The organism is Pseudomonas sp. KU43P (assembly GCF_033095865.1).
Taxonomy (GTDB): Bacteria; Pseudomonadota; Gammaproteobacteria; order Pseudomonadales; family Pseudomonadaceae; genus Aquipseudomonas.
This window is the reverse complement of the sequence record NZ_AP019365.1, coordinates 5262250-5288064: the sequence shown is the minus strand read 5'-3', so window position 1 is coordinate 5288064 and position 25815 is coordinate 5262250. Positions and strand designations below refer to the sequence as shown.

At 63.1% G+C, this 25815-nt stretch carries 26 protein-coding genes and 1 riboswitch; of the genes, 9 read left to right on the top strand and 17 right to left on the bottom strand.

Going from position 1 to position 25815, the window contains the following annotated elements:
- Positions 1-17: 17 nt before the first annotated feature.
- The 9 genes from ribBA (at position 18) to KU43P_RS24165 (ending at position 6718) form a co-directional block, all read left to right on the top strand.
- Positions 18-1109, top strand: a complete 1092-nt coding sequence (gene ribBA, locus KU43P_RS24205; RefSeq protein ID WP_317660022.1) for a bifunctional 3,4-dihydroxy-2-butanone-4-phosphate synthase/GTP cyclohydrolase II — start codon at positions 18-20, stop codon at positions 1107-1109.
- A 92-nt stretch (positions 1110-1201) separates the two neighbouring features.
- Positions 1202-1678 carry a 6,7-dimethyl-8-ribityllumazine synthase gene (gene ribE, locus KU43P_RS24200; protein ID WP_317660021.1) on the top strand — a complete coding sequence of 159 codons (477 nt, stop codon included), beginning with the start codon at positions 1202-1204 and terminating at the stop codon, positions 1676-1678.
- Positions 1675-2175, top strand: coding sequence for a transcription antitermination factor NusB (gene nusB / locus KU43P_RS24195; protein WP_317660020.1), 501 nt, complete (start codon positions 1675-1677; stop codon positions 2173-2175). The genes ribE and nusB overlap by 4 nt, the downstream gene beginning before the upstream one ends.
- A gap of 18 nt (positions 2176-2193) precedes the next feature.
- Entirely contained in the window at positions 2194-3153 is a 960-nt protein-coding gene (gene thiL, locus KU43P_RS24190; RefSeq protein ID WP_317660019.1) for a thiamine-phosphate kinase, read from the top strand.
- Complete coding sequence (locus tag KU43P_RS24185) at positions 3150-3653, top strand: phosphatidylglycerophosphatase A (protein WP_317660018.1); 504 nt, start codon at positions 3150-3152, stop codon at positions 3651-3653. The genes thiL and KU43P_RS24185 overlap by 4 nt, the downstream gene beginning before the upstream one ends.
- Before the next feature lie 16 nt (positions 3654-3669).
- On the top strand, positions 3670-4413 hold the full coding sequence (locus KU43P_RS24180; RefSeq protein WP_317660017.1) for a substrate-binding periplasmic protein: 744 nt from the start codon (positions 3670-3672) through the stop codon (positions 4411-4413).
- Between the two features lie 459 nt (positions 4414-4872).
- A complete protein-coding gene (gene ribA, locus KU43P_RS24175) occupies positions 4873-5490 on the top strand; it encodes a GTP cyclohydrolase II (protein ID WP_186478744.1) in 618 nt (205 codons plus the stop codon).
- On the top strand, positions 5487-5906 hold the full coding sequence (locus KU43P_RS24170; protein ID WP_317660016.1) for an MFS transporter: 420 nt from the start codon (positions 5487-5489) through the stop codon (positions 5904-5906). The genes ribA and KU43P_RS24170 overlap by 4 nt, the downstream gene beginning before the upstream one ends.
- Positions 5906-6718 (top strand): cobalamin-binding protein, encoded by an 813-nt coding sequence (locus KU43P_RS24165; protein ID WP_317660015.1) that lies wholly within the window; start codon positions 5906-5908, stop codon positions 6716-6718. The genes KU43P_RS24170 and KU43P_RS24165 overlap by 1 nt, the downstream gene beginning before the upstream one ends.
- On the opposite strand, the gene KU43P_RS24160 is transcribed toward KU43P_RS24165, so the two are convergent.
- The 17 genes from KU43P_RS24160 to KU43P_RS24080 form a co-directional block, all read right to left on the bottom strand.
- Positions 6696-8567: a TonB-dependent receptor domain-containing protein gene (locus KU43P_RS24160; RefSeq protein ID WP_317660014.1), complete on the bottom strand. Its 1872-nt coding sequence runs from the start codon at positions 8565-8567 to the stop codon at positions 6696-6698. The genes KU43P_RS24165 and KU43P_RS24160 overlap by 23 nt on opposite strands.
- 103 nt (positions 8568-8670) lie before the next feature.
- The gene (dxs, locus tag KU43P_RS24155; protein WP_317660013.1) at positions 8671-10566 is read right to left on the bottom strand and encodes a 1-deoxy-D-xylulose-5-phosphate synthase; all 1896 of its coding nucleotides are present in this window, start codon (positions 10564-10566) and stop codon (positions 8671-8673) included.
- 184 nt (positions 10567-10750) lie between these two features.
- Positions 10751-11638 (bottom strand): (2E,6E)-farnesyl diphosphate synthase, encoded by an 888-nt coding sequence (ispA, locus tag KU43P_RS24150; RefSeq protein ID WP_317660012.1) that lies wholly within the window; start codon positions 11636-11638, stop codon positions 10751-10753.
- Positions 11635-11877 carry an exodeoxyribonuclease VII small subunit gene (locus tag KU43P_RS24145; RefSeq protein WP_008092375.1) on the bottom strand — a complete coding sequence of 81 codons (243 nt, stop codon included), beginning with the start codon at positions 11875-11877 and terminating at the stop codon, positions 11635-11637. The genes ispA and KU43P_RS24145 overlap by 4 nt, the downstream gene beginning before the upstream one ends.
- 166 nt (positions 11878-12043) lie before the next feature.
- Complete coding sequence (gene ribB / locus KU43P_RS24140) at positions 12044-12691, bottom strand: 3,4-dihydroxy-2-butanone-4-phosphate synthase (protein ID WP_317660011.1); 648 nt, start codon at positions 12689-12691, stop codon at positions 12044-12046.
- A gap of 80 nt (positions 12692-12771) precedes the next feature.
- A riboswitch (FMN riboswitch) is annotated at positions 12772-12913 on the bottom strand.
- Positions 12914-13017: 104 nt separating this feature from the next.
- Positions 13018-14079 carry a hypothetical protein gene (locus KU43P_RS24135; RefSeq protein WP_317660010.1) on the bottom strand — a complete coding sequence of 354 codons (1062 nt, stop codon included), beginning with the start codon at positions 14077-14079 and terminating at the stop codon, positions 13018-13020.
- A gap of 136 nt (positions 14080-14215) precedes the next feature.
- Positions 14216-15106, bottom strand: a complete 891-nt coding sequence (locus KU43P_RS24130) for an alpha/beta hydrolase (RefSeq protein WP_317660009.1) — start codon at positions 15104-15106, stop codon at positions 14216-14218.
- Positions 15107-15127: 21 nt separating this feature from the next.
- A complete protein-coding gene (locus tag KU43P_RS24125; RefSeq protein WP_317660008.1) occupies positions 15128-17359 on the bottom strand; it encodes a TonB-dependent siderophore receptor in 2232 nt (743 codons plus the stop codon).
- Positions 17360-17434: 75 nt separating this feature from the next.
- Positions 17435-18781: a sensor histidine kinase gene (locus KU43P_RS24120; RefSeq protein WP_317660007.1), complete on the bottom strand. Its 1347-nt coding sequence runs from the start codon at positions 18779-18781 to the stop codon at positions 17435-17437.
- Positions 18781-19473, bottom strand: a complete 693-nt coding sequence (locus tag KU43P_RS24115) for a response regulator transcription factor (protein ID WP_317660006.1) — start codon at positions 19471-19473, stop codon at positions 18781-18783. Before KU43P_RS24115 ends, KU43P_RS24120 begins: the two co-directional genes overlap by 1 nt.
- A 322-nt stretch (positions 19474-19795) precedes the next feature.
- Positions 19796-20494: a helix-turn-helix transcriptional regulator gene (locus tag KU43P_RS24110; RefSeq protein WP_317660005.1), complete on the bottom strand. Its 699-nt coding sequence runs from the start codon at positions 20492-20494 to the stop codon at positions 19796-19798.
- Positions 20495-20666: 172 nt separating this feature from the next.
- Complete coding sequence (ppa, locus tag KU43P_RS24105) at positions 20667-21194, bottom strand: inorganic diphosphatase (protein ID WP_003255365.1); 528 nt, start codon at positions 21192-21194, stop codon at positions 20667-20669.
- Positions 21195-21287: 93 nt separating this feature from the next.
- Complete coding sequence (locus tag KU43P_RS24100) at positions 21288-22103, bottom strand: zinc-dependent peptidase (RefSeq protein ID WP_317660004.1); 816 nt, start codon at positions 22101-22103, stop codon at positions 21288-21290.
- Between the two features lie 8 nt (positions 22104-22111).
- On the bottom strand, positions 22112-22759 hold the full coding sequence (locus KU43P_RS24095; RefSeq protein WP_317660003.1) for a DedA family protein: 648 nt from the start codon (positions 22757-22759) through the stop codon (positions 22112-22114).
- Between the two features lie 231 nt (positions 22760-22990).
- Entirely contained in the window at positions 22991-23449 is a 459-nt protein-coding gene (locus KU43P_RS24090) for a GNAT family N-acetyltransferase (protein WP_317660002.1), read from the bottom strand.
- Positions 23450-23558: 109 nt separating this feature from the next.
- Positions 23559-24377 (bottom strand): ethanolamine ammonia-lyase subunit EutC, encoded by an 819-nt coding sequence (gene eutC / locus KU43P_RS24085; protein ID WP_317660001.1) that lies wholly within the window; start codon positions 24375-24377, stop codon positions 23559-23561.
- Positions 24378-24385: 8 nt separating this feature from the next.
- A complete protein-coding gene (locus KU43P_RS24080; protein WP_317660000.1) occupies positions 24386-25780 on the bottom strand; it encodes an ethanolamine ammonia-lyase subunit EutB in 1395 nt (464 codons plus the stop codon).
- Positions 25781-25815 lie beyond the last annotated feature (35 nt).

Sequence of the window (25815 nt, the reverse complement as noted above, 5' to 3'; positions counted from 1 at the left end):
TGAGAAGGGGGTGCCGCGTGGCGCTCAACAGCATCGAAGAACTGGTCGAAGACATCCGCCAGGGCAAAATGGTCATCCTCATGGACGACGAAGACCGCGAGAACGAAGGCGATATCATCATGGCTGCCGAGTGCTGCCTGCCTGAGCACATCAACTTCATGGCCAAGCACGCCCGCGGCCTGATCTGCATGCCGATGACCCGCGAGCGTTGCGAAACGCTGAAGCTGCCGCTCATGGCGCCGCGCAACGGCTCGGGCTTCGGCACCAAGTTCACCGTGTCGATCGAAGCTGCCGAAGGCGTCACCACCGGCATTTCCGCCGCTGACCGTGCCCGCACCGTGCAGGCCGCTGCAGCCAAGGACGCCAAGGCCGAAGACATCGTCAGCCCTGGCCATATCTTCCCGTTGATGGCCCAGCCTGGCGGTACCCTGGCTCGCGCCGGCCATACCGAAGCCGCTTGCGACCTGGCGCGCATGGCCGGCTTCGAGCCGAGCGGCGTGATCTGCGAGGTGATGAACGACGACGGCACCATGTCGCGTCGCGCCGAGCTGGAAGTGTTCGCCGCCGAGCACGGCCTGAAGATCGGCACCATCGCCGACCTGATCCACTACCGCATGATCCACGAGCGCACCGTGCAGCGCGTGTCCGAGCAGCCGATCGAGAGCGAGCTGGGCCAGTTCAACCTGGTCACCTACCGCGACGCGGTGGAAGGCGACGTGCACATGGCCCTGACCCTGGGCAAGATCTGCGCCGAAGAGCCGACCCTGGTGCGTGTGCACAACATGGACCCGCTGCGTGACCTGCTGATGGTCAAGCAACCTGGCCGTTGGAGCCTGCGCGCGGCGATGAGCGCCGTGGCTGACGCCGGCAGCGGCGTGGTGCTGCTGCTCGGCCATCCGCTGGACGGCGACGTGCTGCTGGCGCACATCCGCGAAAGCGCCGGCGACGCCCAGGCCAAGGCGCCGACCACATACAGCACCGTCGGCGCCGGTTCGCAGATCCTGCGTGACCTCGGCGTGCGCAAGATGCGCCTGATGAGTTCGCCGATGAAGTTCAATGCGATATCCGGATTCGATCTGGAAGTTGTAGAATACGTGCCCTCCGAGTGACTTGAGGCGGCAGTGACGCCCTGATACTCGAGTCCAGACCCCTGTCGAGGCCGCCAGCGCGCGGCCTCGCTCTTGAATATGAGAACATCGGAATGACCCTGAAGACCATCGAAGGTACCTTCATCGCCCCCAAAGGTCGCTATGCTTTGGTGGTTGGCCGCTTCAACAGCTTCGTCGTCGAAAGCCTGGTAAGCGGTGCCGTTGATGCCCTGGTACGCCACGGCGTCAGCGAAAGCGAGATCACCATCATCCGTGCCCCGGGCGCGTTCGAAATTCCGCTGGTGGCACAGAAAGTCGCCCAGCAAGGCGAATACGACGCGATCATCGCCCTGGGCGCCGTGATCCGTGGCGGTACCCCGCACTTCGAATACGTGGCGGGCGAATGCACCAAGGGCCTGGCCCAGGTGTCCATGGAGTTCGGTGTGCCGGTGGCCTTCGGTGTCCTGACCGTCGATTCCATCGAGCAAGCCATCGAGCGTTCCGGCACCAAGGCCGGCAACAAAGGTGCTGAAGCTGCCCTGTCCGCACTGGAAATGGTCAGCCTGCTGGCGCAGTTGGAGGCCAAGTGATTAGCGACGAAAGCGATCGTTTCAACCCGCGCGATCCAAAACCTGCGGATGCCGGCAAGCCATCGAAAAGCGCCAAGCGCCGCGAAGCCCGTAAGCTCGCGACCCAGGCGCTGTATCAGTGGCACATGGCCGGTGCGTCGCTGAACGAGATCGAAGCGCAGTTCCGGGTGGATAACGATTTCACCGATGTCGACGGTGCCTATTTCCGCGAAATCCTGCATGGGGTTCCGGGAATCAAGGGCGAGATCGACAAGGCGCTGGTGCCTTGCATGACCATCGCACTGGAAGAGCTCGACCCGGTCGAACTGGCCGTACTGCGCCTGTCCACCTGGGAGCTCATCAAGCGCGTCGACGTTCCGTATCGCGTTGTGATCAACGAAGGCGTGGAACTGGCCAAGGTCTTCGGTGCCACCGACGGCCACAAGTTCGTCAACGGCGTGCTGGACAAGCTCGCGCCTTCGCTGCGCGAAGCAGAAGTCAAGGCGAACAAGCGCTGATTTTGGCGCTGCCGAGCCATGGGTGAGTTCGAGCTGATCAACCATTACTTCGCCGCCGCGCCCTGTGCGCAGGGCGGCGAGGGCGTGGCCCTGGGGATCGGTGATGACTGTGCCCTGCTTGACCTTCCCCCCGGCGAGCAGTTGGCGGTGTCGACCGACACCCTGGTTGCTGGCGTGCATTTCCCCGCCGTATGCGACCCGCGCCTGCTTGGCCAGCGGTCGTTGGCCGTGGCGGTCAGTGACCTGGCGGCCATGGGCGCCCAAGCCATCGGTTTCACCCTGGCCCTGACCTTGCCCGAGGTTGGCCCGGACTGGCTCGAAGCCTACGCCGACGGCCTCGGCCGCATGGCCCAGCGTTGCCGCATCAGCCTGATCGGTGGTGATACCACGCGCGGCCCTCTGAGCATCACCGTTACCGTGTTCGGCCGCGTGCCGGCTGGCCAGGCCCTGCGCCGCAGCGGCGCCCGGCCGGGGGACCTGCTGTGCGTGGGCGGTACGCTGGGCAAGGCTGCGGGTGCACTGCCGCTGGTGCTCGGTGAGCGTGAAGCGCCGGCCGAGCAGGCCGAGCCGCTGCTGGCCCACTACTGGTCGCCGCTGCCACAGCTTGAGCTTGGCCAGCGCCTGCGCGGGCTGGCCACCTCGGCCCTGGACATCTCCGACGGCCTGCTCGCCGATTGCGGGCATATCGCCAAGGCGTCTGGGGTCGCGCTCGAGGTGAACCTGGCGCAGGTGCCAGTGTCTCCTGCTCTAGAAGCCTTTCTCGGCCGCGACGCAGCGGTACAGGCGGCGCTCACCGGCGGCGACGACTATGTGCTGGCATTCACCTTGCCACCTGAAGCGCTGGAAACCCTCGCCGACAGCGACGTGCATGTCGTCGGCCGGGTGCTTGAGGGGCAAGGGGTGACCCTGCGTGACCCGCAGGGCCTGGACATCACCCCCGTACAACGGGGTTATCAACATTTTAGGGAGACACCGTGACCGACCACCCCAACCAGGTGCCCGCGGAGTTCGTTCCGCCATCGGTCTGGCGCAACCCGTGGCACTTCATCGCCTTTGGCTTCGGCTCCGGCACCATACCCAAAGCGCCTGGTACCTGGGGTTCGATGGTGGCCATCCCGTTCATTCCGTTGTGGCAGATGCTGCCGGACTGGGGATACTGGCTGCTGCTGGGTGTCACCATGTTGTTCGGTTTCTGGCTATGTGGAAAAGTCGCCAATGACTTGCGCGTCCACGATCATGAAGGCATTGTCTGGGACGAGATGGTCGGTATGTGGATCACCCTCTGGCTGGTGCCGGAAGGGTGGCAGTGGATCCTGGCGGGGTTCCTGTTGTTCCGCTTCTTCGACATCCTTAAGCCGTGGCCGATTCGTTGGATCGATCGCCATGTGCATGGCGGGGTTGGCATCATGCTCGACGATATCCTGGCTGGCGTCTTCGCCTGGCTGGGCATGCAACTTCTGGTATGGGCGGTAGGCTGAAACAGGGAGTGCTTCGATGGCCATAAGGACTGTGCTACTGGCAACATTGCTGATGGTTGCGCCCTGGGTGGTCGCAGCCGAAGGCGTGCCGAAGCAGATCCACCTGGTCAGTGAAGAGTGGGCCGACTACACCAATGCCGACGGTACCGGCGTGGCCTGGGATGTCCTGCGCAAGGTATTCGAGCCGGCCGGGGTCAAGGTGGTGGCCCAGAGCGTGCCCTACAGCCGCGCCGTGGGGCTGGTGAAACGCGGTGAAGCGGATGCCTGGGTCGGCTCATACAAGGAAGAGAGCGACGACAACCTCTATCCGCGCTGGCATTTCGATATGGACCATATCTATGCCCTGGGGCTTGTCGACAAGCCGGTGCCGACCAATGACACCGTCGGCAACTACCGACTGGCCTGGGTGCGTGGCTATGACTACGCCAGTTACCTGCCCAACGTGCACAACTTCCGTGAAATCCAGCGCCGCGAAGGCATACTGCCGATGCTCGAACATGACCGTGTGGATTTCTACATCGATGCGCAAACCGAAGTCGATTATGTGCTCGGGCAGAGCTCGCAACCTGAGCGTTTTCGCCGTACCCATGTCGCCGAGTTGCCGTTGTACCTGGCCTTTGCGCGCAACGATCAGGCCAAGGCCCTGCGTGACCTGTTCGACAGGCGCATGGCCGAGCTGGTGCGCAGTGGCGAGTTGAAGCCGATTTTCGAGCACTGGAGGCAGCCGTATCCGTTCACTCCGGACAGCAAGCCGCAATAACTGGGGCCGCTGCGCGGCCCATCGCCGGCAAGCCGGCTCCCACTGGTTCAGCGCCGCTCTCAAGACCAGCGCTAAACCCACTGGTTCAGCGCTGCTCTCAAGGCCAGCGCTAAACCCACAGGTTCAGCGCCGCTCTCAAGGCCAGCCCTAAACCCACAGGTTCAGCGCCGCTCTCAAGGCCAGCGCTAAACCCACTGGTTCAGCGCTGCTCTCAATGCCAGCGCCAAACCCACTGGTTCAGCGCCGCTCTCAAGGCCAGCGCTAAACCCACTGGTTCAGCGCTGCTCTCAATGCCAGCGCTAACCCTGTGGGAGCCGGCTTGCCGGCGATAGGGCCCCAACAGGCAGCCTAAGCATCGAACTTTTCGATCCTATGCCACGGTATTCAACGAGCGCACAGGCCCCAACCTGCTGATACAATCGCTTCACGAGAAATTTCCTACTTATCCAGGAGCACAACGTGCCCGTCGTCTTTGTTGCCGCCTCTAAACTCCCGACCCCCTTTGCAACGTTCACCATGCATGGCTTTCTCGACGAAGCCACTGGCCGTGAGCACGTAGTGCTCAGCCTGGGTGATATTGCCGACGGTGAGCCGGTGCTGGGGCGTCTGCACTCCGAGTGCCTGACTGGCGATGCCCTGTTCAGCCAGCGGTGCGACTGCGGTTCGCAGCTGGAAGCCGCGTTGCAGGCCATTGCCCGTGAAGGCCGTGGCGTGCTGCTGTACCTGCGCCAGGAAGGACGCGGCATCGGCCTGTTGAACAAGATCCGCGCCTACGAACTGCAAGACGGTGGCGCCGACACTGTCGAGGCCAACGAGCGCCTCGGCTTCGCCGCCGACCAGCGTGACTACGCCATGTGCCTGCCGATGCTCGAGCACCTGGGCGTGAAATCGCTGCGCCTGATGACCAACAACCCACGCAAGGTCAAGGCGCTCACCGACATGAACATCAAGGTTGCCGAGCGTGTACCGCTGCACACCGGCCACAACCCGCACAACCGTTACTACCTGGCCACCAAAGCCGGCAAGCTCGGCCACATGCTGGGCAACGAACACCAGGGCGAGGTGCCTCAGGCGTGACCCGTGGCCAGGTGAAGCGGCGCCTGGCGCTGGCCTGGTGGCAATACCTGGCGGTCGGCCTGGTGCCGCTGCCAGTGATGGCCTGGGCCTTTGGCGGCGGCGAGGCGCTGATACCCGTGCTGGCCATGCCGCTGTTCATCGCCGGCGCGGCGACCATGTTTCTCAGCCTGCCGCGCTTTGGCGCCTACAAGCGCGCCCTGATCGCCACCTCCAAGGTGCTCGGTACGGCTGAAGAGCCGGCCGCCTGGATCGAGTTGGCGCGCGTGCGACGCATGGCCATGCTGTTCGCCTGCTTCCCGGCCTGGGTCGCCGCGCTGTCGGTGCTGGTGGGGCTCGAAGCCGTGCCGCAGATCCTGCTGGTACTGTCCACCGCGGTAATTCTTTACCTCTATCGCATCCCGCGTCAGTTGGGTTGATGCGCGCACTGTTCTGGCTGTTGGCATGGCTGGCCTGCAGCGCCGAGGCCGGTGAGCCGTTGCGGGTCATCAGCCTAGCGCCCTCCATGAGTGAAATCATGCTCGAACTGCAGGCCGACGACCTGCTGGTAGGCGTGCTCGACGGCGGTCAACGGCCTGCCGCCCTGGCCGGCCTGCCTTCGGTGGGGCGCCAAGGGCAGTTGGACATGGAGCGTTTGCTCAGCCTCAAGCCGGACTTGCTGCTGCTGTGGCCGGGCAGCGTGGCCCCAGCCCAGCGCGATCAGCTCAAACGCCTGGGGATCGCCACCTACAGCGCCGAACCTCATGACCTTGACCAGTTGCTCGAGCAGATCGAGGCCATTGCCGTGCAAGTTGGGCGAGCGGAGCAAGGGCGGCGCTATGTGGCGGTGCTGAGCGAGCGCTTGCGTCAGTTGCGCCAGCAATATCGCCGGGCAGAGCCGCTGCGGGTGTTCTATCAGGTCTGGGACCGGCCGCTGTACACCTTGGGTGGTGGTCAGGTGGTCAGCGATGCATTGGCGGTTTGCGGGGCGCGCAATATCTTTGCCGACCTCGGCCAGCCAGCGCCGCAGGTCAATGTGGAGTCTGTTTTGTTGCGTGATCCGCAGGTGATCCTGGCGGGCGACTCGGCGCAGCTGGCCAGTTGGAAAGCCTGGCCGCGCCTGAGTGCCGTAGCGGGCGACCGCCTGCTGGTGGTGCCGGACAAGGGCCTGGAGCGTCCAAGCGGGCAGATGATCGAAGCTACCGCCCGCCTGTGTGCATTGCTGGCGACTAGAGCGCCGGCGTCCAGGTGACGCTGAACAGGGCCGTGCGGCCTTCTTCGCGGTAGCCATAGTCGTTGCCGTCGTAGCTGTACAGCGCTCTGCTGTAGTCTTTATCCAGCACGTTATCCAGTTTCACCTCCAGCTTCAGCTCATTCGTCGCTGCCCAGCTGCCGCGCAGACCGAACAGGCCATAGCCGCCGAGGCGGTTGCGATTGGCTTCATCGTCGTAGCTGGCGCTGACGGCTTGCCAACTGCCGCCGATAGCGAAGCGTTCGAACTGACGGTCCAGGTCCAGGCTCAGGGTGCGCCGGGCGCGGCGGGCCAGGGTATGGCCGCTGTCACGGTCGCGCGGGTCGATCAAGGCCAGGCCAAGTTGGCTGCGCCATTCGCCCCACTGCTGATCCAGTGCCACTTCCAGGCCATTGATGCGTGCCGAGGCGACGTTGCGGGGGATCGAGCCTTCACCAAAGATGATCGCGTCGCGCAGGTCGGTGCGGTACAGCGACGTCTCCAGGCGGCTGTCAGTGGTGAGCTGGCTGCGCCACTGCAGTTCGTAGCTTTTCGACCGCTCAGGCTTGAGTTCCGCGTTGCTGTACTGCGGGTAGTACAGGTCATTGAAGGTGGGCGCGCGAAAACCTTCGCTGTAGGACAGCAGTACATCATTCCGGGCGTTCAGCGGCACCGTGAGGCTACCGCTCCAGGTGGTCTGGCCGCCAAACTGCTGGTTCTGATCGCGGCGAACGCCCACTTCGGTGGAGAACAGTTCGCCACTGAAGCGGTGCTGGATGAACGCAGCGCGGTTCCAGCGGCTGTCCTCGGTGAAGTCGGTGCTGCCGTGCACGCGGTCTTCGTACCAGTCGCCGCCGATCAGCAAATTGTGCTGTTCGGCAAGGGCCAGGTCGTTTTGCCAGGTGACCTGGTCGCGGTAGGTGTTGAAGACGAAACGCTCGTCGCTCAGCTTGTCGCGTTTGTCATCGCGGTTTTCGCTGTGGCCCAGTTCCAGTCGCGAATGCCACAGGTCGTTGATCTGGGCATCGAAATAGGTGCCGAGGCTGCTGACGGCAAAATCGGTGTAGGGCTTTTGCCCCACGCTTTCGAACGTGTCGAGGTCGAAGCGCCCGAATGGGTTGTCGTATTCGCTGCGGCCACGGCTGTCGAGCAGATTCAGCCCCGCTTCGAAGCGTTCGCCAAAGGTATGGCTCAGGCTCAGGTTCAACGACTTGTTGCGGTAGGCGTCATGGTCGCCGTCGCTGGCGAATGACGGCCCAGTCGAGTCGATTCCCGCCGTTTCATCGAGGCTTGCACCGAGGTTGAAGCGGGTCTCGCCGTTACCGCCCGAAAGCCCCAGGCTGCGCTGGAACGTCTGGTCGCTGCCCGCAGCCAGGCGCAGGCGCGGCTGCAGGCCCTGGCCATCGCCACGGCGGGTGAAGATCTGGATGACCCCACCGATGGCATCGCTGCCATAGATGGCCGAGCGCGAGCCACGCAGTACTTCGACCCGCTCGATCTGGTCAACGTCGAGAAACTGCAGGCCGCTATCGCCGGAGGTGGCGTTGGCGATGCGCACACCGTCCACCAGCACCAGGCTCTGGGCGGCCTTGGTACCGCGGATGAAGATACCCGGCAGGCTGCCTCGGCCGCCGGTAGGGGCGACTTGCACGCCAGGCACTCGGGCAAGCAGGTCGGTGATGCTGGTGGGCTGCAGGCGGTCGATGTCGCTGCGGGTGAAGACGGTGTTGGCGGCGCTGGTGGCGGTGCGCGACTCGACCTGGCGGTTGGCGCTGATCAGGACGTCGGGGAGCTTCAGCGCGTCGTCGCGTTCGGCGGCCAGCAGGGGGATGGGAAGGCAAAGCAGGGTGGTAAAGGTCGAGATCTTCATCAAGGCATCCAAAGCAATCGCCGGCAAGCCGGCTCCCACAGGTACGCCACTGCCCTTGAGACCAGTGGGGTATCTGTGGGAGCCGGCTTGCCGGCGATAGGGCCTACAGGCCCAGCTTGTTCATCCGGGCTTTCACCGAAGCCTCGATCCCGGCCGCATCCAGCCCGCACTCGGCCAGCATCTGCGCTGGCTTGGCATGCTCGACATAAACATCCGGCAGCCCCAGGTGCAGCAGTGGCTTGACCACGGCCTGGCTGGCCAGGAACTCACCCACGGCAGCGCCGGCACCGCCCATGATGGCGTTCTCTTCAATGGTCACCAGCAGCTCATGGCTGCCGGCCAGTTCCAGCACCAGCGCCTCGTCCAGTGGCTTGACGAAGCGCATGTCGACCACCGTGGCGTTGATCTGCTCGGCCACTTGAAGGGCCTCGGCCAATTGCACGCCAAACACCAGCAGGGCCACTTTCTCGCCCTGGCGACGAACCACGCCCTTGCCGATTTCCAGCGGTTCCAGGTCGCCGCTGATCGGCGCATTGGGGCCGGTGCCACGCGGGTAGCGCACGGCCGCCGGGCCGTTGTACAGGTGGCCGGTGCTGAGCATCTTGCGCAGTTCGTTCTCGTCGCTCGGCGTCATCACCAGCATGCCGGGGATGCAACGCAGGTACGACAGGTCGTAGCTGCCAGCGTGGGTCGGGCCGTCTTCGCCAACCAGGCCGGCACGGTCGATGGCGAACAGCACGTCGAGGTTCTGCACCGCCACGTCGTGGATCAGCTGGTCGTAGGCGCGCTGCAGGAAGGTCGAGTAGATCGCCACCACCGGCTTGCTGCCTTCGCACGCCATCCCCGCGGCGAGGGTGACGGCGTGCTGCTCGGCAATCGCCACGTCGAAGTAGCGCTGCGGGTAGCGTTCGCTGAAGGCGACCAGGTCGGAGCCTTCTTTCATGGCTGGAGTGATGCCCACCAGGCGATTGTCGGCGGCAGCCATGTCGCACAGCCACTGGCCGAACACCGAAGAGTACTTCGGCCCGCTGGGCTTCTTCGGTGCGGCAGGCTTGTCGGCAGGCTCGAGCTTGGTGATGGCGTGGTAGCCGATCGGGTCGATCTCGGCCGGGGCGAAGCCCTTGCCCTTCTTGGTCACCACGTGCAGGAACTGCGGGCCCTTGAGGTCACGCATGTTGCGCAGGGTGGCGATCATGGTCGGCAGGTCGTGGCCGTCGATCGGGCCGATGTAGTTCCAGCCCAACTCTTCGAACAGGGTGCCGGGGGCCAGCATGCCCTTGGCGTATTCCTCGGTGCGGCGGGCGATCTCCCACGCACCTGGCAGGCGCGACAGCACTTTCTTGCTGCCTTCGCGCATGCTCGAGTAGGTGCGGCTGGAGAGGATCTTGGCCAGGTAATTGGACAGGCCGCCGACGTTGCGCGAAATCGACATGTCGTTGTCGTTGAGGATCACCAGCATGTTGGCGTCCACTTCCTGGGCGTGGTTCAACGCCTCGAAGGCCATGCCGGCGGTGAGAGCGCCGTCGCCGATCACTGCGATCGATTTGCGCGCGCTGTTCTGCAGGCGGGCGGCGATGGCCATGCCCAAGGCAGCACTGATCGAGGTGCTGGAGTGCCCGACGCCAAAGGTGTCGTACTCGCTTTCGCTGCGGCGCGGGAAGGCGGCGATGCCGTCCTTCTGGCGCAGGGTCAGCATGCGGTTGCGGCGGCCGGTGAGGATCTTGTGCGGGTACGCCTGATGGCCTACATCCCACACCAACCGGTCGTCCGGGGTATCGAAGACGTAGTGCAGGGCGATCGTCAGCTCGATGACGCCCAGGCCGGCGCCGAAATGCCCACCGGTCTGACCAACGGTATAGAGCAACTCCTGGCGCAATTCGTCGGCCAGGGTCTCCAGGTCGGCTTCGGCCAACCGGCGCAGGCCGGCAGGCGTGTCAGCGCGGTCGAGCAACGGCGTGACCGGGCGTTCGCGGGGGATCTCTTGAAACGTCGTGGGCATCAGGCGAGTCGTTATGGATGTTTAAGACGCGGCAGTTTACCCCATTGTGGGAAATACTGCCCATTCAGACAGGGGTGGAATGGGGCTGCCTTGCAGCCCATCGCCGGCAAGCCGGCTCCCACACTGGCGGCGAAGATCCTTGTGGGAACCGGCTTGCCGGCGATGGGCCGCAAAGCGGCCCCAATCAATGACGCCGCTCGACGATATAGCGCGCCAACGCCCGCAGCGGCTCGGCGTTTTCACCAAACCCTTGCAGTGCGACCAGCGCCTGGTCGCGCAGTTCGATCGCATAGGCCTTGGCTGCTTCCAGCCCGAGCAGGGCCGGGTAGGTCGGTTTGTCGCGGGCAACGTCAGCACCCTGGCGCTTGCCGAGGGTGGCGGTGTCGCTTTCCACGTCGAGGATATCGTCCTGCACCTGGAACGCCAGGCCGATCGCTTGGGCATAGGTCTGCAGGGCATCCAGTTGCGGTTGTTCGGCGCGGCCGCTGGCCAGGGCGCCGAGGCGCACGCTGGCCTCGATCAGCGCACCGGTCTTGTGCCGATGCATGTATTCCAGTGCCTGCTGGTCCAGCTTCAGCCCCACTGAACCCAAGTCGATAGCCTGGCCGCCGACCATGCCGGCCGGGCCTGCCGCCTTGGCCAGTGCCTGGACCATGGCCAGGCGGATGGCATCGGTTTGTGGGCTCAGACGTGGGTCGAGCAGGGCGCTGAAGGCCAGGCTCTGAAGGCCATCACCGGCGAGGATCGCGCAGGCTTCGTCGAAGGCTTTGTGGGTGGTCGGTTGGCCGCGGCGCAGGTCGTCGTCGTCCATGGCCGGCAGGTCGTCATGCACCAACGAATAGGCATGGATCAGCTCTACCGCGCAGGCGGCGCCATTGGCCTGCTCGGCTGGTACGCCCAGGGCTTCGCAGGCCGCGTAGGCGAGCAGTGGGCGCACTCGCTTGCCACCGTTCATCACGCTGTAGCGCATGGCGGCATACAGCCGCTCGAGCTCCTTGGACGGGGCGATGAACAGGGGTTCGAGGGCCGCGTCGACACGCGCCTGGCTGCTGGCCTGGTACGCGCTGATCATGCTTCAGGCTCCGCATCGAAGGGCTGCGCGGCGAGCTCGCCGTCGCGCTCCAGAAGGATCTGCACCTTCTGCTCGGCCTGGGCCAGGGCGCCTTGGCAATCGCGGGTCAGGGCAATGCCCTGCTCGAAGGCGGCCAGCGAGTCTTCCAGCGACAACTCGCCGTTCTCCAGGCGCTCGACCAGGGCTTGCAGGTCGGCGAGGGATTGCTCGAAATCGATGGAGGCTTTTTTGCGGGCCATGGCGACGGGTCTCTGTGGCTGGTCAGAACGGCGCGACACTAGCAGAGCGGGGCGGGGGGAGCAAACTTGGGGGTGGATTTTCCGGCCTCATCGCCGGCAAGCCGGCTCCCACAGGTACAGCAGCGCTGCTGACAGTGTGGGAGCCGGCTTGCCGGCGATAGAGTCATCAGGCAGGCACCGCTTCCCGCGCCACCATCGCCTCACGATAGCGTGCCAATTCCTCGATGGTCAGTACTGGCAGGTTGTACTGCCGCGCATACACCGCCACCTGCTCGCCGCGGGCCATGCTGCCATCCGGGTTTATCAGCTCGCACAGCACCGCCGCCGGCCGCAGCCCGGCCAGGCGCGCCAGGTCCACCGAGCCTTCGGTATGGCCGCGACGGGTCAGTACCCCGCCATTGCGCGCGCGTAGCGGGAACACATGGCCCGGGCTGACGATGTGGCGCTGTTCGGCGGTCGAACGCAGCGCGGCCTCGATGGTGGTGATGCGGTCCTGGGCAGACACGCCAGTGCTCACGCCCTCGGCCGCTTCGATGGTGACGGTGAAGCCAGTGCCATGCCGGGCCTGGTTGTTCTGCACCATGGGCGCCAGCTGCAAGGCGTCGACGGTGGCCTCGTCCAGGCACAGGCAGACGATGCCGCTGCAGTCGCGGATCATCATGGCCATGGTCTGCAGCGAGAGGTTTTCTGCGGCAGCAACGATGTCCGCTTCATCCTCGCGGTCGTCATCGTCGAGCAGCAGCACAGGGCGGCCTGCCTGGAAAGCGGCGATGGCGGCGGACACATTGGGGAATTGCGGGTATTGGGTGGACATGAAACGCTCCTCGTGATTGATCGATGAACGTCTCGGGGCGATCAAAATGCGCGCGCAGGGGCGCCCGAATGGCCCCTGCCTGACGCCTTCTTTCATCCGGACTATGACCGTCGGCTCTGGAGTCGCACCAGATCTGCTGACCCCCGGCATGGCCGGGGCGCTCGCGGGCTCATCTTTCGATTTACCGCCGGTGGGGACTTTCACCCCGCCCTGAAGACCGGCCAAGCATACCGCACGGTGCCACCCCGCTGGCAACCCGCCGGCCTACGACCTTCGGCGGTATCGCTTGATCTTGAGGGCATGTCCGATCGTGAATTGCACGGCTTCTAATAAAGGTCGTTGGCGTTTACGAGGTCAATGATCAGAGATTCCAGGAGGTTGCTTAGCCACTTGACTTCAGCGACCTCTTTGTTGCTCAGGCCAATGATTCTGTCAAGTCGTTCGCCATGAGCGGACTTGTTTCTTACAAAATATCCGTACTTGATGCACAGCGCCACAATGAGCTGCTGATCATCTTGAATGTCTGCTTTTAAATGTTTGTCTATGTGTGCTGTTACTGTGCCGATATATCCAGCTTTTGTGAGGTAGTCCTTACGATACGGTAGGGTCTCTTTAAAGACATGCATGAGCCTGGCATCCGTATATCTCAGTATGAAGTCTTTGAAGGCTTCTGTTTTTTTTGGGGTATCGTAATCGTTGAGAATAAGTTGTCGCCAGCGAACCTTGTTGCGTAATTGTGCGCCGGTCATGCTTTTTACGAGTTTGACAGAGGATTCAGAAGCGCTGGTATGGCCAATGATGAAGGATCGGGTTTCCCGTTGGCACTCATGGTCACTGGTTTTTTTGGAGATGACTCGATAGAGGGCGTTGAACGACTTCCACAGAGAATCAAAGCGGTCGTAGGCATCGGCTTTGGTTTTTGAACGCGTCAGGTGAGAGACAGCTTTTAGCAGTCCTGTGCTTTTTTCCGACTCTCCGAGAATTTCCTTGAGCGGATCAGGTTCGAAGTCGGATAGGAATTTGGACGTAAGCTGGGCGTGGCTTTTGAAGTCAGCATCGCCAATGCTCTTCTCGTCTACTGATTTGTTACGGTAACTGGCTGATACCTTTATTGAGGCTATTTCCGGAATTGACTGTTTACGGCAGATGTAGAAAAAGATGGATTTTGTGATCTGTCCATACAGCGCGCTTTGGTAATTGTTGAATGCCCCGTCCAAGTCTATCTTGGATGCGCGAATGCAGGTGATCGAGATGCTGCTGCTTGTGATATGCAACTGGTCCATATAAGACCCGCCGCCGTTGTATTCGATGGATCCAGAGAAAAGGTTTTCTTCTTTTTTGATGTTGCTGAATTTTATCTGGACATCGTAGTGGTATTTGTCGCGCATTATTCATCCATGATTGCGAGAGAAGGCGAATGTGAAATTTACCAATATTTCTGGATGATGGCTATGGGCCATTTCTGATGGTCGAGTAGGGGCCAGATTTTTCTCGCCCCTTCAGTGTGATGCAATGGATGCAGCGTTATCGGGACAAATCTTCAACCACCTTCTTCAACGAAGCCGGCAACATCGGCCCATGCCCCAATCCTTCGAACCGCTCGAAGCGCACCTGCAACCCCGGCACCTTGCCCAGGTCGGCAACCAGCTCCCGCGCAGGCCGCTCCACATCCCCTTTCACCGGCGTCCGCGGATTCGCCGGTTCCTCGCCACCGCGCATCAGCAGCAACCGTGGCCGGCTGCCACCCAAGCGCTGCTGCAGCCCTTGCACCTCGCGCACGATCGCGCCGTCGTGCCACCACAAAGAAGGGCTGGCCGCCGCGTAATCGCTGAACGCGCCTGGCCGTGTGAACAACGTATGCAATACCGCCAGCCCCCCGTAGGAGTGCCCCCACAGCGTCTGGCGTTGCAAATCGATCGGTGCCACTTCGGCTACCATCGGCCGCATGCGCTGGGTCAGCAGATCCAGGAACGCATCCACGCCACCACTGGGCTGGCCGGTCAGCGGGTCGCGCTGCTCGGATTGCCCCGTCAGTGCCGGGGTGTAGTCGAGGGTACGCCCGGCCCGTTCGATGCGTTGCTCGGTCTGATAACCCACCGCCACCAGCAACGGAGCCTGGCCCGCGGCGAGTTGGCGTAGCTGTTCGCTGTCCAGGGCGCCCAGCGCGGCATTGCCGTCGAGCATCCACAGCACCGGATAACCGGCGGCAGGCGCCGGGCGATCCGGCTTGCCGATCCACAGCCGGTAATGGCGCTGGCCATCCGCTGAATCCAGGTCGAGCTGGCTGAAGCGGTAGGCGAGGTCGTGGCGCTGTAACAGTGAGGTGTCCATCTTCTGCTCACGCGCCGGCTGCGCCAGGGCAGCCGGCGCGGTGAGGGCCAGTGCCAAGGCCAGGTACAGAGGCATCTTGCTCATCGGGCGGTTCTCATCATGAGGTCAGAACGACGCGGTCAGGCTGGTGTACAAGGTACGGCCCGGTTCGTTGTAGGTGGCCGCGCCGGCACCTTCGATGCCATTTACGCCCTGGGCATTGCCGGCCCGGAACAGACGCTTGTCGAACAGGTTGTCGATGCCGGCGGTCAGGCTCAGGTTCTTGCTGATGGCATAGGTGCCGCTGGCGCCAACCAAGGCGTAAGGCGCCAGCTGGTCGTTGGACGAGCCGGTGACACGCTCGCCGTGGTAGTCGTACTTCTTCGGCTTCTGCTTGCCGTACCAGGCCACGCTCAACTGCAGCGAAAGGTCATCGCTGGCCTGCCAGTCGAGCATAGAGTTGAGGGTGTAGGCCGGGGTAACCGACAGGGTCTCCCCGGTTTGCTTGTTCTTCGACTGCAGCATGTAGGTGAGGTTGTTGCTCCACTTCAGCTGCTCGGTCAGCGGGATGGTCAGGGTACCTTCCAGGCCCTCGACCACAGCCTTGGGGATGTTCTCCCACTGGTAGATCGCCGCATTGGCATAGCTGCCGGTACCGCCGCTGGCGCTGCCGATCGGGCTCAGGCCAGAGTCGATCTTGTTCTTGTAGTCGTTGCGAAAGTACGTCAGGCCAGCTACCCAGCCGTCACGCTGGTACTCAATGCCCAGTTCCTTGTTAATGCTGGTTTCGGCTTTGAGGTTATCGTTGCCTTGCAAGTAGCAGCTGGTGCTTTGCCCGTAGCAGCCCTGGCCGCGGCTGTAGAGCAGGTAATCGGAATTGAGCTGATACAGGTTAGGCGCCTTGTAGGCACGGGCGATACCGGCCTTCAGGGTGAGGGTGTCGGTCAGCGCGTGGGACAGGTTGAGCGACGGGCTCCAGTTGTCGCCGACGATGCTGTGGTGGTCGAAACGCAGGGCCGGGGTGAGCATGGTGCCGGGCAGGAGCTCGATGTTGTCTTCGGCGAACAGCGAGAAGATCTGTGCTTGCGAACGCGTGTCACGGCCGCTGCTGGTCAGACCATCGACGGCACCGCCTTCACTGGTGCTCTGGGTGTTGGCGCTGGGGTCGTCGAGTTTTTGCTGGGTCCATTCACTGCCCAGGGTCAGGGTCTGGTCGCGCCAGGCGTGCAGCGGCAGGTTCAGCTCGCCGTGGGCAGTCAGGTCGCGCAGGGTCGAGGTGTAGAAATCGGTATTGCTGAAGATACCTTCGGTGCCGCCGGCCAGGCCCTCGTTGATGCGCTGGTTGCGGGTCTTTTCGTATTGCAGGAAGGCCATGGTGCTGCCGAAATCCCAGTCGCCGCGATGGGTGAGGGCAAAGTTCTCGCGGTAGAGGATGTTGGTCTCCTTGCCCAGCATGTTTTTCACGTTGGCATTGGAGTTGGTGTTCTGGGTATCACCGGTGTAGATGTTGCCCTGGCGGCTGAAGCCGGCTTCGAATTCAAGGGTTTGCTCAGGCGTCAGGCGCCAGCTCAGCAGGCCGTTGACATCCTTGTTGCGCACCCCTTCGCGACCGGCGGGCAGGGTGCCGGCCTGGTTGCCGGTGCGTGCTGATTCGTGGCCGGCGTTGATGTCCCAGTCATCCGAGTCGGTCTTGGCGACGTTGCCGTAGACGCGGTAGCTGAGGGCGTCGGTGAGCGGGCCGTTGAGGCCGAAGCTCACACGCTTGGTGGCACCTTCATCACCGTGCTGAGGGAAGTTCTGGTACACGGTCATGTTGCCATGGGTTTCGCCAGAGGCCTGCTTGGTGATGATGTTCACCACCCCGCCCATGGCGCCGGAGCCATAGCGGGCCGCGGCCGGGCCACGGATGACTTCGATGCGCTCGACCTGGTCGGCCGGTACCCAGTTGGTATCACCGCGCGAGTCACGCTCGCCGCGCCAGCCGTAGCGTACCGAGCTGCGGCTGCTGACGGGTTTGCCATCGACCAGGATCAAGGTGTTCTCCGGGCCCATGCCGCGAATGTCGATCTGCCGGTTGTTGCCGCGTTGGCCGCTGGTGGAGTTGCCGGTCAGGTTGACGCCGGGCATGGTGCGGATGATCTGCGACAGGTCATTGGCCGGTGGGCGTTTCTTGATGTCTTCGGCGGTGATGATGGAAACGCCCGGCGCCTGCTTGGTTTCCTCCAGTGCAGTAGCCACAACGTTCTGGCTTTCCAGCTCAATGGGCGCGGGCTGGTCGGTAGCGGCTTGCACGGCGCTGCTCAGCAGGCAACTGGACAGCAACAGAAAGGGGGCGAAAGGCAGCGGGCGGGGCGACATCATCGATCTCCGGGACAACAGGCGGTAGGCTAGAGATCGTGGATGATAATTACTCCCAATTGAGAGTAAAGCTCATTAACTTTCTAAACATTTGCCAGCACTCGGCAGCAACAGATGCAGGCACAGGCCTGGATGACCGTTGCTGGCCCACAGCTTGCCGCCCTGCAGTTCGACGGCACGGCGAGCGATGGCCAGGCCCAGGCCGAAGCCGGCGCCACTGCCGGCGAGGCGCTGGTAAGGCTGGAAGATGCCCTCCAGCTGATCATGGGGCACACCGGGGCCTTGGTCGCTGAGGCGAAGGTGCCAGTAGCCGTCCTCACGCCAGCCATCCAGGCGGACCCGGCCGCCATCTGGCGAATGGCGGATGGCATTGCGCAGCAGGTTTTCCAGGGCCTGGGCCAGGCTGTCGAGATGAGCCAGCACCACGCAATCGGTGCCCAGCGAGCAAGGCAGGCGCGCGTACTCCCATCCACTCTCGAAGCAACTGTCCTGGCACAGGGCTTCCCACACCGATAGCACCAGCACCGGCTCGGTCGCAAGTTGCGGCTGTTCGGTGTCCATCCAGGCCAGGTCGAGGGTGTCTTCCAGCAGCTTCTGCATGTCATCGACTTCACGGTCCAGGCGCTCGCGCAGCTGCGCCGGTGGCAGGCCGCTGTCGTGAGCGATGCGCAGGCGAGCCAGGGGCGTGCGCAATTCGTGGGACAAGGTACGCAGCAACAGCCGTTGCTGCTCCAGGCTCTGGCGCAGTCGGCCGGCCATGTGCTCGAAGGCCTGAGCCAGTTCGCCCAGTTCGTCGCGGCGTTCTTGCAGCGGTAGGCCAGGGCTTTCCAGATCATCGGCGCGCAAGGCGTCAGCGCGGTCGCGCAGACGGTTCAGCGGTGCCACCAGATGGCGATACAGAGCCAGGCCCATCAGCAGTGCGAGCAGCGCGGGGGCGACCCCGTGGGTGATGACGTGGGTCCATGGGGTGAGGCCGGATGGCAGCAGGCGCTCGGGTAACTGGATGACCAGGCGACCGTCTTGCGGCCGCTGGGGGAAGGCAATGCTGACATAGGGCAGTTCGTCCTGCAGCCGCCGGCTCATGGGCCAGTCGAGCTTGCGCATGAAGGTCAGGTGGCTGGCCTCCTCGGCGCTTAGCGGCGCAGTACCGAGGCTTTCCAGGCGTGGGCCGATCAGCGCCACCCAGGTGTCTTCGGCCTGTTCGAGCTGCCGACGATAGGCCTCGGCACCTGCGGCGCCACCGCTGCGCCAGGCGTCTTCGGCCTGTTGTGCATAGCGTGCGAGATAGCCTTGGTCGGCTGGGGTGAGGAAGTAGGTGCTGCGCTCTACCGAAAGCCCCCAGGTCCAAATCAACCAGGTCAGCAGCAGACAGAAGCCAACCTGCAGTATCGCGAGCTTCCAAAGTAGTGGGTGACGGCGCATCAGTTGACTTCCGTGTTCACCAGGATGTAGCCCTGGCCGCGCACAGCCTGGATCTGCAGGTGCTGGGCGCCGATGTCGGCAAGCTTGCGGCGCAGGTTGCAGACGTGCACATCCAGGCCGCGGTCCAGGCGGGTATAGGCCCGGTGCAGCACGGTCTGGTAGAGAAACGCTTTGCTAAGCGCTTCGCCAGGGTGCGCATGCAGGGTGGCCAGCAGGCGATATTCGGAGCCGGTCAGGCCGGCGTCCTTGCCGTGGTGAGTGACATCCTGGCGATCCGGGTCGAGTGTGACCGAACCTTCGCTGGGCGGCCTGGCCGGTTGCCGGTCTAGGGCGACCCGACGCAGCAGGGCGTCCATGCGCGCATTCAGCTCGGCAAGGCTGAAGGGTTTGGGCAGGTAATCATCGGCACCGCGGGTGAAGCCGCTGATGCGGTCTTGCTCGGCGCCCAGGGCCGACATCAGCATCACCGGCACGGCCTGCTGGCGGCGCAGTTCGTCAAGCAGGCTCAGGCCATCGATGCCCGGCAGCATGATGTCCAGCAACACGAGGTCGAAGCGCTGCTGTTGCGTAGCGTTGAGGGCCTGCGTGCCGGTGGCGCAGGCGTGAACCCGAAAGCCGCGGTCGAGGAAATGGCGTTCCAAGTCCTGGCGCAGGTTGATGTCGTCTTCGGCGAGCAGCAGATGGGTGGGCACGGAGAAGCCTTGAATGAGAATTCGTATCAATTACGAATCATCCCACTGTGCTGGCGCAGGGGCAAGTGCGGCTCTTGGTGTGTTCTGCGGGCATTAAAAAGCCGGCTTGTGGCCGGCTTCTCGGGGACGCTTCCGACTAATTTATGGTAAGCCGCAACCGCCTTAACTGTGTGGCCAACAAGGGCCTGAAAGAGATGGCGAACGCTCGTATGGAGTGTTGCCGAGCCCTCTGGATCGCGGCTTGTGCCGGCCGGGGCTGAATGTGCCGCGTAGCATACAGAGGCGAGCACAGGTTGCCCAGCAAAAAATGGCACAGGGTGTTTCAGCCGGGGCGCCGGTGGCGATAATGCGACCAATGGAACACCCAACCGAGGATTTCCAGGCGTTGGTCGTGGCGCTGGGCGCGGGTGAAACGCTCCACTGGGTAGTTGTGGCGGTCGTTGCTGTGCAGGCACAGGGTGTCATTGTGGCCACGGCTCAGGCTATGCACTCTGAGTATGCCGTTGTGTAGCAGGGCATAGGTTTCACCGTCAAACACTCGGGTCTGGCTCAGGTCGATGGCCAGGATCGCTTCGCGGGGTATCCACGGTGACATGTTGCTGGCGGGCATTGCCAGGCTGATGGCATTGCCAGGCGCGACACCGAGTGCCTTGAGGGCTTGCGTGGGCAGGCGCAGACAATGCCCGTCGAGGGGCGCGAGGCGGCCTTCGCGTACTTCGTGAAACGGTACTTGCAACTGCCGGCCGTCGTGCTTCGACAGTGAGCGTGTCGAAACCGGCTCGGGCTGGGAGGCGTCCACCCGCAGGATCGAGCTGGGGTGCTTGGGGCCTTCGCCGCAGCGCAGCCAACGCCTGTGTACACAGAACAGGTCGGCAATCTCGTCGAGGCGAGTCAGAGGAATGCCGCGTCGAAACCAGTTGTTGACGTGCTGAGGCGTGACGCGCCGCTGGGCGGCGAAGTCGGAAGGGGTCAGGCCGCATTCGTGGAGCAGGGCCTTTAGGCGGTCACCGGACGTTTTCATGAGGCCGAGTCTAGCGGCCGCGCTTCGGTAGGGAAATGAACCTGATGTTGATGGGAAATGTACGAAAACAGCCTTGTTGTAGGTAATTGGCGTAGGACGCTGTAGGATTTTTTACCGTCCAGTCGACGCCCACAAAAAAACCCGCCGAAGCGGGTTCTTTGTGCAATCGCTATCAGCCTTTGTAGGCAGCGACCGATTTGGTGATCGCGGCGCGGGCGGCGTCGGCGCCTTCCCAGCCTTCGATCTTGACCCACTTGCCTTTTTCGAGATCTTTGTAGTTCGCGAAGAAGTGCTCGATCTGCTGGATCAGCAGGGCTGGCAGGTCGGTGTATTCCTTCACGTCAACATACAGCTGCGACAGTTTGTCGTGCGGTACGGCGATGACCTTGGCGTCGCCGCCGCCATCGTCGGTCATGTTCAGTACGCCAACCGGGCGGGCGCGGATGACCGAGCCTGGGGCAACCGGGTACGGGGTCACGACCAGCACGTCCAGCGGATCACCGTCGTCGGCCAGGGTGTTCGGGATGAAGCCGTAGTTGGCCGGGTAGAACATCGGGGTGGCCATGAAACGGTCAACGAACAGGGTGTCGCTGTCCTTGTCGATTTCGTACTTGATCGGCGCGTGGTTGGCCGGGATCTCGATGGCGACGTAGATGTCGTTCGGCAGGTCTTTGCCAGCCGGAATCTTGCTGTAGCTCATTGGGCAGTGCCCCCGTGTTTGATCAAAAAAGTGGCGGCGATTATAGGCACATTCCGCCAGGCCATGCCACGCCCGACCTGATGCGCGGGCGCATCAGGCGTGGCTTTGGCGGTAGTCCGGGTGCTCGGCCTGCAACTGCGTGAGGCGTGCCAAAGGGTCTTGGCGATAGAACAGCGCCAGTTGCTGGTACACCTGTGGATAAGCCTGCTGCAGCAGATCGGGTGCGCTGAAGAAGTATTCGCTGGTGACGGCGAAGAACTCCGCCGGGTTTTCCGCCGCGTAGGGGTCGATGGCGGTTTCAGCGTCGGGGTCGGCATCGAGCTGGCGGTTGAGGTCATCGTAGGCCTGCTGCATGGCGCTGGCCCAGGCCTCAACGTGCATGTCGCTGTGCAGCGGCGGCAAACCATTGGCATCGCCGTTGAGCATGTCGAGCTTGTGTGCCAGCTCATGGATCACCAGGTTGTAGGCTTCCCATCCACCGCTGGCCAGTACCCCCGCCCAGGCCAGGATCACCGGGCCCTGTTGCCAGGCCTCGCCGCTGTGCTCGGCGTCCCATACATGCTCCACGCCACTGGCGTCGCGGTGGCGCTGGGGGCTCTTGAAGTCGTCGGGGTAGAGGATGATCTCGTGGAAGCCCTGGTACCAGTTGAGCTCGCCCAGGTGCAGTAGCGGCAATTGCGCCTGGGCGGCAAGGAACAGGCGCTGCTCGTCGTCCAGCTCGACGCCGGGCAGGGTGGTCAGGTGCTTGTCGAGCAGAAACAGGATGCAGGCTTCACGCAGCCAGCGGTCTTCTGCATCGCTGATGCCATCGAGAATGGGCAGGCGCTCGCGAAGCACCTGCCATTGCCGAGGCTCGATCGGGTAGCGCGCCAGGGTGCGCTTGCGCCGCCAGGCGCTGAACGACCACATGCGCGCTGTCAGTGGGCCTTGGCCGTGCGGCTCAGGCGCCCACGCAGCAGGCCCAGGACCATCGGGAACAGCGACAGGAAGATGATGCCGACCACCATCAGCGACAGATGCTGCTTGATGAACGGCACGTTACCGAAGAAGTAGCCCAGGGTGACCAGGCCACCGACCCACAGTATGGAACCTGCGACGCTGAAGGCCAGGAAGCGCGGGTAGTGCATGTGGGCAATGCCGGCGACGAACGGCGCGAAGGTGCGCAGGATCGGCAGGAAGCGCGCCAGGGTCACGGTCTTGCCGCCGTGGCGGTCGTAGAAGTCGTGGGTTCGCTGCAGGTAGTCGCGGCGGAAGATCTTCGAGTTCGGGTTGTTGAACAGTCGTTCACCCGCTGTTCGCCCGATCACGTAGTTGGTGCTGTCACCCATGATCGCTGCGGCCATCAGCAAGCCTGCCAGCAGTACTGGGTCCATGCCGCCGCCGGCGGCCACGGCACCGGCAATGAACAGCAGCGAATCGCCCGGCAGGAACGGCATCACCACCAGGCCGGTTTCGCAGAAGATCACGGTGAACAGGATGGCGTAGATCCAGGGGCCGTAGTTGGTGACCAGCAGATCGAGATAAGCATCGAGATGCAGGATGAGGTCCAGCGGGTTGAAATCCATGTACAGCACCTGTGTTCTTGACCCGCAGCTACGGGCACGCGGACCTGCGGGAGGGTAAATTTTCACACATGTCAGGAGGGAGCATTATACGGCTAAGTCCGAGTCGTGCCCGGAGAGATTGTAGCGGGGGGTTACTGGAGATTTACCTGTGCCAGCCTCTCGCGGATGAATCCGCTCCTCAGACGCCGCGATCCTGTAGGAGCGGATTTATCCGCGAGAGGGCGGTTCAGATCAGTCCGGGGTAATCGGCAAGATATAACTCTCGAACTCGGTATCCTTGCGAAACCCGATGGATTCGTATGTCTTGCGCGCCACCTCGTTGTTGGCACTGGTCGATACACGCATGCGCACCGCCTGGGTCTCGCGGGCCATTTTCTTGGCCTCGCGAATCAGGTGGTCAGCCACCAGCATGCGCCGCGAATCTTCGGCCACGAAGATATCGTTGAGAATCCACACCCGTTTGAGTGAAAGCGACGAAAAGCTTGGATACAACTGGCAGAAACCGAGCAGTTTGCCATCGTCATCTTCCGGCATTGCCAGGTAAATCACGGATTCGTCACGTTTCAGGCGTTTTTCCAGGAAGCTGCGCGAACTGTCTGGATAAGGTAACTGCCCATAGAACTCGCGGTATCTGACGAACAGCGGAGTGAGCAGGTCGAGGTGTTCCAGATTTGCCTTGATGATGCGCATGTGTGGCCCTCAGAGTCCATTTGGGGAAACAGCGGAATGCCAGCAAGCTTTCAAGCGCATGCTGCCGAATGCTGGCCAGAAGCGCAATCCGCCTTCCATGACATGTTGTTTACCGGTCGCCGAGCAGGAAGTTTCCTTTTTGATTGGCCGTGTTTTCACTGTCGAGTGTATGGACCTCGGCTTCATCCTTCAGATTCACCCCGGACAACTGCCGCCGACAGGCCTCACGCATCAAGTACAGCAGACGGTGGGCGGCCATGCCGTAGCTCAGGCCTTCCAGGCGCACGTTGGAAATGCAGTTGCGGTACGCATCGGTCAGGCCGACCTTGGGGCCATAGGTGAAGTACAGGCCAAGACTGTCGGGTGAACTCAAGCCGGGCCGTTCGCCGATCAGCATTACAGTCATCCGCGCGCCGAGCAGCTCGCCCACCTCATCGCCCACGGCCACCCGGCCTTGTTCTACCAGCACCACCGGGGCGCTGGTCCAGCCATCGGCGGCCGCCTGTTCTTCGAAGCGGCTCAGAAACGGTAGGGTGTGGCGGTGCACGGCCAGTGCAGAGAGGCCGTCGGCGACCACGATGGCCAGGTCGAAGCCACCGGGGTTGGCCTGGGCATGCTGACGCAACTGTTCGGCCGACGCGTCATTCAGCCGCCGGCCCAGGTCAGGACGTTGCAGGTATTGGTGGCGGTCGCTGGCGGCGCTGTGCAGCACTAGGCTGTCACGGCCGCGATCCTTCAATTGCTCGGTAAGCGCTGCATGGTCGAACGGCAGGTGCACGGCATCACGTGCCTGGGCGTGGGCGAACTGGAAGTCCAGTTGCGCGCCGGTCGGCAGGCTGATGCCGCTGCGGCCCAGGGCGATACGTGCCGGGGTCAGGTTGCGCAGGGCCAGCCAAGGGTTTTCGGGGGTGGGGGTGCGATGGTCCATGATCACCTCTATGCCAACTGAGCCAAAGCCTGGCGGAACGCCGGCGGCAGGTTGTCGCCGAAGCGAATCCGGCCGTCGGCCTGGGTGAAGATACCGGTGCGCTGCAGCCAGGCTTCAAATTCCGGCCCGGGCTTGAGGCCCAGGGTCTGGCGCGCGTACAGCGCGTCATGGAACGAGGTGGTCTGGTAGTTGAGCATGATGTCGTCGGAGCCGGGGATACCCATGATGAAGTTGATCCCGGCCACACCGAGCAGGGTCAGCAGGGTGTCCATGTCGTCCTGGTCGGCCTCGGCGTGGTTGGTGTAGCAGATGTCACAGCCCATCGGCACGCCAAGCAGCTTGCCGCAGAAGTGGTCTTCCAGGCCGGCTCGAATGATCTGCTTGCCGTTGTACAGGTATTCCGGGCCGATGAAGCCGACCACGGTGTTGACCAGAAACGGCTTGAAATGACGGGCCACTGCATAGGCGCGGGTTTCGCAGGTTTGCTGGTCGACGCCGTGATGGGCATTAGCCGACAAGGCGCTGCCCTGGCCGGTTTCGAAATACATGAGGTTTTGCCCGAGGGTGCCGCGCTTGAGCGACAGGCCCGCCTCATAGCCCTCCTGCAATACGTTCAGGTTGATACCGAACCCGGCGTTGGCGGCCTCGGTGCCGGCAATCGACTGGAATACCAGGTCCAGGGGCACGCCTCGGTTGATGGCTTCGATCGAGGTGGTGACGTGGGTCAGCACGCAGGCCTGGGTGGGGATGTCGTAGCGCTGGATGATGGCATCGAGCATTTCCAGCAGGGCACAGATCGAGGCAATGCTATCGGTGGCGGGGTTGATGCCGATCATGGCATCACCATTACCGTAGAGCAGGCCGTCGAGGATGCTGGCCGCGATGCCGGCGGGCTCGTCGGTGGGGTGGTTGGGCTGCAGGCGTGTCGACAGGCGCCCGCGCAGGCCCATGGTGCCGCGAAAACGGGTGACCACGCGGATTTTCTGGGCCACCAGCACCAGGTCCTGCACGCGCATGATCTTCGACACGGCAGCGGCCATTTCCGGCGTCAGGCCCGGGGCCAAGGCGCGCAGGCTGTCTTCGTCGGCTTCCTCGCTGAGCAGCCAGTCGCGCAGGCCGCCCACGGTGAGATGGCTGACCGGTGCGAAAGCCTGGGCGTCGTGGCTGTCGATGATCAGCCGTGTGATCTCGTCCTTTTCGTAAGGAATAAGTGCTTCGTTGAGAAAGTGGCTCAGCGGGATGTTTGCCAGGGCCATTTGCGCGGCCACGCGTTCGCCGTCGTTGGCGGCGGCAACGCCGGCCAGGTAGTCCCCGGAACGCGCCGGGCTGGCCTTAGCCATCACGTCCTTGAGGCTGTCGAAGCGGTAGACCAGGTGGCCTACCGTGTGTACGAAACTTGCCATACAGAATCTCCAGAGCGCCGCAGGGTGGGCCTGCG